At 61.5% G+C, this 5784-nt stretch carries 7 protein-coding genes; all 7 read right to left on the bottom strand.

Annotation, left to right across the window (positions count from 1 at the left end; all coding sequences use genetic code 11):
* On the bottom strand, window positions 1-550 hold a 550-nt coding region (locus ABZF37_RS13270; protein ID WP_372720702.1), incomplete at its 3' end, for a metal ABC transporter ATP-binding protein.
* 5 nt (window positions 551-555) lie between these two features.
* On the bottom strand, window positions 556-1488 hold the full coding sequence (locus ABZF37_RS13265; protein WP_372720700.1) for a metal ABC transporter solute-binding protein, Zn/Mn family: 933 nt from the start codon (window positions 1486-1488) through the stop codon (window positions 556-558).
* A complete protein-coding gene (locus ABZF37_RS13260) occupies window positions 1485-2252 on the bottom strand; it encodes a DUF6162 family protein (RefSeq protein WP_372720704.1) in 768 nt (255 codons plus the stop codon). The genes ABZF37_RS13265 and ABZF37_RS13260 overlap by 4 nt, the downstream gene beginning before the upstream one ends.
* Complete coding sequence (locus tag ABZF37_RS13255; RefSeq protein ID WP_372720698.1) at window positions 2252-2740, bottom strand: DUF6644 family protein; 489 nt, start codon at window positions 2738-2740, stop codon at window positions 2252-2254. The genes ABZF37_RS13260 and ABZF37_RS13255 overlap by 1 nt, the downstream gene beginning before the upstream one ends.
* A 37-nt stretch (window positions 2741-2777) precedes the next feature.
* Window positions 2778-3260, bottom strand: a complete 483-nt coding sequence (locus tag ABZF37_RS13250) for a DUF6644 family protein (protein ID WP_372720696.1) — start codon at window positions 3258-3260, stop codon at window positions 2778-2780.
* 21 nt (window positions 3261-3281) lie between these two features.
* Window positions 3282-4790 carry an alpha/beta hydrolase domain-containing protein gene (locus tag ABZF37_RS13245; RefSeq protein ID WP_372720694.1) on the bottom strand — a complete coding sequence of 503 codons (1509 nt, stop codon included), beginning with the start codon at window positions 4788-4790 and terminating at the stop codon, window positions 3282-3284.
* 33 nt (window positions 4791-4823) lie between these two features.
* A complete protein-coding gene (locus ABZF37_RS13240) occupies window positions 4824-5606 on the bottom strand; it encodes a hypothetical protein (protein ID WP_372720692.1) in 783 nt (260 codons plus the stop codon).
* Between the last annotated feature and the right edge of the window lie 178 nt (window positions 5607-5784).

Here is a 5784-nt window from a genome sequence, read left to right as displayed (position 1 = left end):
GCTCGGCCACCAGCGCCTCCACCAGTCGCACACCCGGTTCGTCGATGCCTGCGGTCGGGTCGTCGAGGATCAGCAGCCAGGGCGCCGGGCTCATCGCCTGAGCCAGCAGCACTCGCTGACGCTGGCCACCGGACAGGCTGCCAAACGGTTTTGCGCCTATTCCGGCGACGCCGGTACGTTCCAGTGCTTGGGCATGGGCCGCCTTGGCGGATCGGCTTGAGCCCAGGAAGGCCGGCCTGCGTTGGCCGAGAAGGGCCATGATGTCGTTGACCGTCATCGGCACGTTGCGGTCGAAGTCCGGCAATTGCGGGACATACCCCATGGGTGTCGTGACCTCGCCCTCGAACCGGACCGTCCCCGAATGCGGCATCTGGCCCAGCAGTGCGCGCACCAGTGAAGTCTTGCCGCCGCCGTTCGGCCCTACCAGGCAGTGCAGCGCACCGGCTTCTACCCGGAAGCTCACCTTATCGAGCACTTGCATGCCTCCCAATTGCAGGGAGACGTTGTCGAACACTATGGCGGGGCCGCGCTTTGATTGTTCCTCCTTCATTGCGTTCATCGCTGGGTAAACTCGACGGCTTCGGCCAAGGTTTCGAGGTTTTCGCGCATCGCTACCTCGAATTCGTCCGGGCTGTAGGTATTGCCAGTGATGTGAGACAGCGCAAAAACTTTCACGCCGGTGGCTGCCTCGATAGGCTTGGCGAGGTCGAGGGAGAAATTCTTCTCGGCGAACAGCACACGTACATTGGCCTTCTTGATCGCGTCGATGGTGTTGGCCAACTGGCGCGCCGTCGGCGCGGCGCCGTGACGCGGCTCGATCACGGCGCTCACGAACAGGCCGAACTCCTGCATCATGTAGTCGTAACCGGCGTGTGTTGTCGCGCACCGGAACGAAGACAAATCCAGTGCGGCGAAGCGGGTCATGAAGCCGGCCCTTAGCTCGCGGATACGCGCGGCATAGGCCAGGGCGTTTTGTCGATACGCGGCAGCGTTGTCAGGGTCCAGTTCGCCCAGCCGGCGAGTGATCTCGAAGACCTGTTGTATCACTGCCGTGGTGGATACGAAGGTATGCGGATTGACCACTTTGGCGCCGCCCTGGTCGCCACCGACGGGAATAAGGGCAACCGAGGCATTGGCCTGGATAATCGGCAGGTTCGCCCCGCGGCCGGCGGCCTTGATGATCTGAAAGGCCCATTCATCGTGTCCGATGCCGTTGACGACCAGAACATCGATATTCATCGCGCGGGTGATGTCATCGGGCTGCGGCTGGTAGTTGTGCGGATTCGCCTCCGCCGGGATGAGCGCAACCACCTCCGCCCGGTCTCCAACGATATTTGCCAGGAAGCTGTAGTAGGGATGCAGCGTGACGCCGATTTTAAGTTTCTTGCCTGATGAGGGTGTGGTGCCCGCGAGTGCGATGGCGGGTATCAGCAACAATAGCGCGATGCAACGGCGCCACAGTGCGTGGTGTTTCGTAGAAACGGTCATGGCTGAGTTCCTTTTACGCGTTCGACTTCGCTGGCACCGTTGTAAGGGATGATCTGGCGCCAGCCATCGCCGACCAGCGACTCGGGCTTGACGATTCCAGGGTAGGGCGCGTTCGGGTTGCGGTGGATCCAGATCGTCGCTTGGTTGGCCCACATGACACCGGCATGCGCGTGACCGATGACGAGCAGGTAGGCGCTCTGGCCCGGCGCGCGGCCGGCGGAGCCGTAATAGACCGTAGCGCCCTGGCCCTGGGTGGCTTGCGACACCTTGTTGGCGGTCTGGTCCGGCGGCGTGATAGGCGCGTCGGCGTGCACGTCGCCGGAAGCGGCATGCGGCTGGTGGGTGCCGGGCAGAATCAATTGCCAGTGCACCTCGCCATTGGTCTTCCAGAAGGCGTCACGGTAGAAGGGCGGCAGCAAAATTTTCTGGGCACGCTCCAGCGTGATCCAGCCGCCGGTATCGTTGTTGAACCAGATGATTTCTTCACCGGCAGGCAGCAGCGCGCTGTGGATGGCCTGATCGACCGGACCCAGGCCATCGAAGGAGCGCACCTGCCAGCTCAAGGGGATCGGTGGGCCGGCTTTTTGCGGTCGCAGCATCAGATAGCCTGCCACGCTCGCAATGACGGCCAAGGCTGCTAGCAACAGTGCCAGCGATTCCCACCGGCCAGAGACCGGGTGCACGATCTTGATTGCGCTATTTGCGTGATCGCTTGGCACACTTGCACCGGGGGCGCGACGCCAACGTGGCGATAGGAGAGCCATCAGAGAAACGCGATCCAGCGGCCGAGGAATATCACGCCCGCCCACAATGCCAACGAACTGAACCCCGCGACACGCGCCTGGCTGGGAGGCAGTAGCGTCGTGTCCCATTCGGCAATGCGGCGAAAGACGCCCAAATGGAATACCCCCATGTTGAGCCCCGCCAGCATTAACACACCCATCTTGCATAAGAATGCGGTGTTCTGGGCATAGGTCGTGGCATTGGCGACGAACATGAGCAGGCCGGTGATCACGCAAGCCACGAAAGCGACCCAGGTGAGCGGCAGCAGGTCTTGTATCAGCCGTAGCGTGCTGCGGCGATGGGAGGCAATGCCAAGCAGCCGCAAATCGACGACGGCGATGGTCCCGAACACAAGGGCAATGCCGATCACATGCACCGATTCAAGGGCTGGAAAAGCGGAGCCCGACTCTCGAACCAGAGTGGCGACAGAGGTGTCCTCGAGGGCTTGCAGTATTGATTGAATGTCCATGGCGAATACCTGAGAGCTTTCGTTGAAAACGCTTGGATCAGTAGGCGATCCAGCGGCCGCAGATGATCACGACGCACCACAAGGCGATCAACAGCCAGGCAAGCATCTTGACGGGACGGGTCTCACCATCGCTTTGTGCAGGGGCAGCGGGGCGTAGGAAGGGACGCCGGAGCCGCCATGCCAGTGTGAACACACTTATGACCAGGGCCATCTTCAGCCAGAACGTCGTGTTGACGAGCACGCGGTCTGGCTCGCCAATGATCATGAGCAACCCCGTGGCGAGCAGGGCGAAAAGCGCGCTGCGCATCCACGGGTAGTAACGGCGAACCACGCCACGCACGGGCTCATCCGTGGCGAGCACGCCGGCCAGCCGCAGGTCGGAGATGACGGCGGCGCCGAAGATCACTGCGATGGCCATGATATGCACGCTCTGGACAGTGGGTATGATCCAGAGCATGTCCCTGATGGCCGTGCTCAACGGCGACGCGTAGATCCAGGCGATGATGAATTCTGATGTCATCTGCTTTTCTTCCACATGGGGTTAGAAGTCTTGAGGTGTTGCGATCGGATGCAAACCCGCCGCATCTTCTGGCAGTAGGTAGCCTTCATTGATCGAAAGGGCTTTGGCGTCTTCGAATCTCTGTTCGTAGTTGCTGAAGCTTCCATAACGCTGGCCAAGCACTTCCTTGGAGTAAGGCACCTTGGTGTCGTAGATCAGGCCGCAACCGGTCTCCTGGTCAGTGAGGTAGGTCGCACTGGGCACCTGGATCCACGGCGGGCGTACGCCCCCTTGCAAGTTGCCGGTAGCGGGATCGCGCGCGGCGGTCTTGCCATCGCGGGCGACCCGCGGCGCCTTCGGCATGGGTTTGCCGTTACGTACCCATTGGTCCATGCGATCCAGAAGCGAGGAGACAACCAGCTCCGCCGGTTCGTCGTACAGCGTCCGGCACCGTGGGTCGTCACCCTTGCCGACGTCGGCAGCGAAGAGTTCGGTATGCTCCGTACCGAGGTCGGCCAGCCGCAGGTGCGGCATGCCGGTCACTTCGTAGTAGCGAACCTGCGGGCTGTCGGTGTCCGGCGGCAGGTTGATGCCTTCGATCACGTCATGCATCAGTTCGGACTGGCTGTAGACCGTCACGAATGGCACGCCGTCGGGCGTCTGGCGCGGCAGCCGGATGACGTCGCCGCCCACCTCTCCGTAGGCCATACGGCCGGTCATGTAGGCATCGATCAGCGGCCTTGCGTCGGGCATACGCCATTGCTGGTGCCGGCCCTGGTCGAGGTAGTCCATCCAGACTTGCGCGGTCACGGCCCAGCTATTGACATAGACACGTTGCACGTCGAGGCCTGCCAACGGGCTTTGTGCCGTTTTGGTTTTTAGCAACAACGCCAGTTGCGCCCCTATGCCCTGGGACTGTGGAGCGAACGGATCGGGACCTTCGCCGCGGGTGAAGTGTTGTGGGTCGTAATAGGTGCCCAGCGGCGCGTAGCGTGCAAAGTCGAAGCGGCGCATGAACTCGAAGTTTACGATCCGTCCGTACTGAGCAATCTGATCGGCCTCGGCCGCCGGGGTGTCCGAGATGAACTTGGGATCGACTGGCGGCTTGTTCACATTCAGCGTGTACCCGACGTACGCATAGCCGCGACGTAGCAAATAGTCGCGGGTCAGGATCCATCCCGCGGCGCGCTCGCCGAACCAGCTGAACGGCTCGATCACGACCGTGCCATTGAAGCGTGCGGGGTCAGCCGGTTTGCGCACCAGAATGCGTGTGGTGTAAGGCGCCTCCAACAGGGTTTTGCCCGAGGCGGTAATGGCCGGGGCGACGCCTTGCAGGTAAAACTCCTCCTCGATGTAGCCGTATTTGTCGAGGTCGCTGTATTCGGTGCCCGGGCGTTTGGCCGATGAGAGCGGTGGCTTGCCGGAAGGTGGCACAGGGATGGCCGTGGGCATTCGGGGCACTTCTGCGAACGTGTTCGACGAGAGGAGCAGCGACAGCAGGGCGCTTATCAGCGTCGGCCGCAGCAGGCTGAGGGTTGTCAGTCGTTCCATCCGATCAGCTCCAGGTGGTTATTGATGGGGGCTTCACTCGAGGCTGAGGGACGCCTTGCCCTCGCTGTCGATCACGATATGGTTGTTCTCGCAGACATACTCTTGAATGGCGTAACTGGACCGCTTGTAGTCGAACGTGAAGCGATAGGGGGTGTTGAGCACCTGCGGATCCTCGATCACGACCTGGTTCTCCAAGCGATCCGGCGACCGTAGTTTGATGCGTTCGGTGATCTTCATATCCTTACTGTGCGGAACGTCGTAGAAGCTCACGTCCGTTCGCACGCCTTGTGTTTCCACGACGAGCGTGTCGCCTTCCCAATGGCCGCGTGAATGGCCCTGGTAGACAGGGTCCAGCGTCTCCTTTGCTGGCATCGCTTCGTTCAGGATGATCCGGCGGACCTGCTGGAGATATTCACCGAGGACGACCACTTGCTTGTCGTCGTGAATGATCTGGATCGGAAAAAGCGCCGCCATCAATGTTGGCATTCCCTCGGGCAGGCATCTGGAACTTGTTGTGGCCAGTGGCGTTCCGGCCTCGTTCGCTGCGTCTTGTTTCTTCTTGAGCGCGACGTATTCGTCGGCATAGGGCGCCTTCAGGTCCATCGGTCCGCCCGGGTGCACCGGGTTGTCCGGATCCTCGCCGAACCAGTCGTCCGGGGTTCTTTCCCAGGTGCCGCTGATGTCGGGGCGCGCGCTGACGCTGTGTTTGTCGCTTAGAGGCTTGGAAGGTGTGGCGGCGTTGCACATCCCGGCGGTGGTCACTAGGACGACGCCCAGGACGATCATTGCCGTGTTCAAGGTTCGTGTCGGTTTCATTGAAACGTCTCCACGCTGCTGGTCTGGTCTGGTCTGGTCGGTAAGGTCGTCAGGAAGCCGGGGAGGGACTTCTCATCCGCCGCCCGTGAGTACGACGTCACCGATCTTGATTTCCACGAGCAGGCCACCTGGCTCACCGTTTTTCAGCGGAGTGAAGGTGATCTCGGCACTCTCGCCG

This window comes from Immundisolibacter sp. (genome assembly GCF_041601295.1).
Classification (GTDB): Bacteria; Pseudomonadota; Gammaproteobacteria; order Immundisolibacterales; family Immundisolibacteraceae; genus Immundisolibacter.
This window is presented reverse-complemented; position numbering and strand designations above follow the sequence as displayed.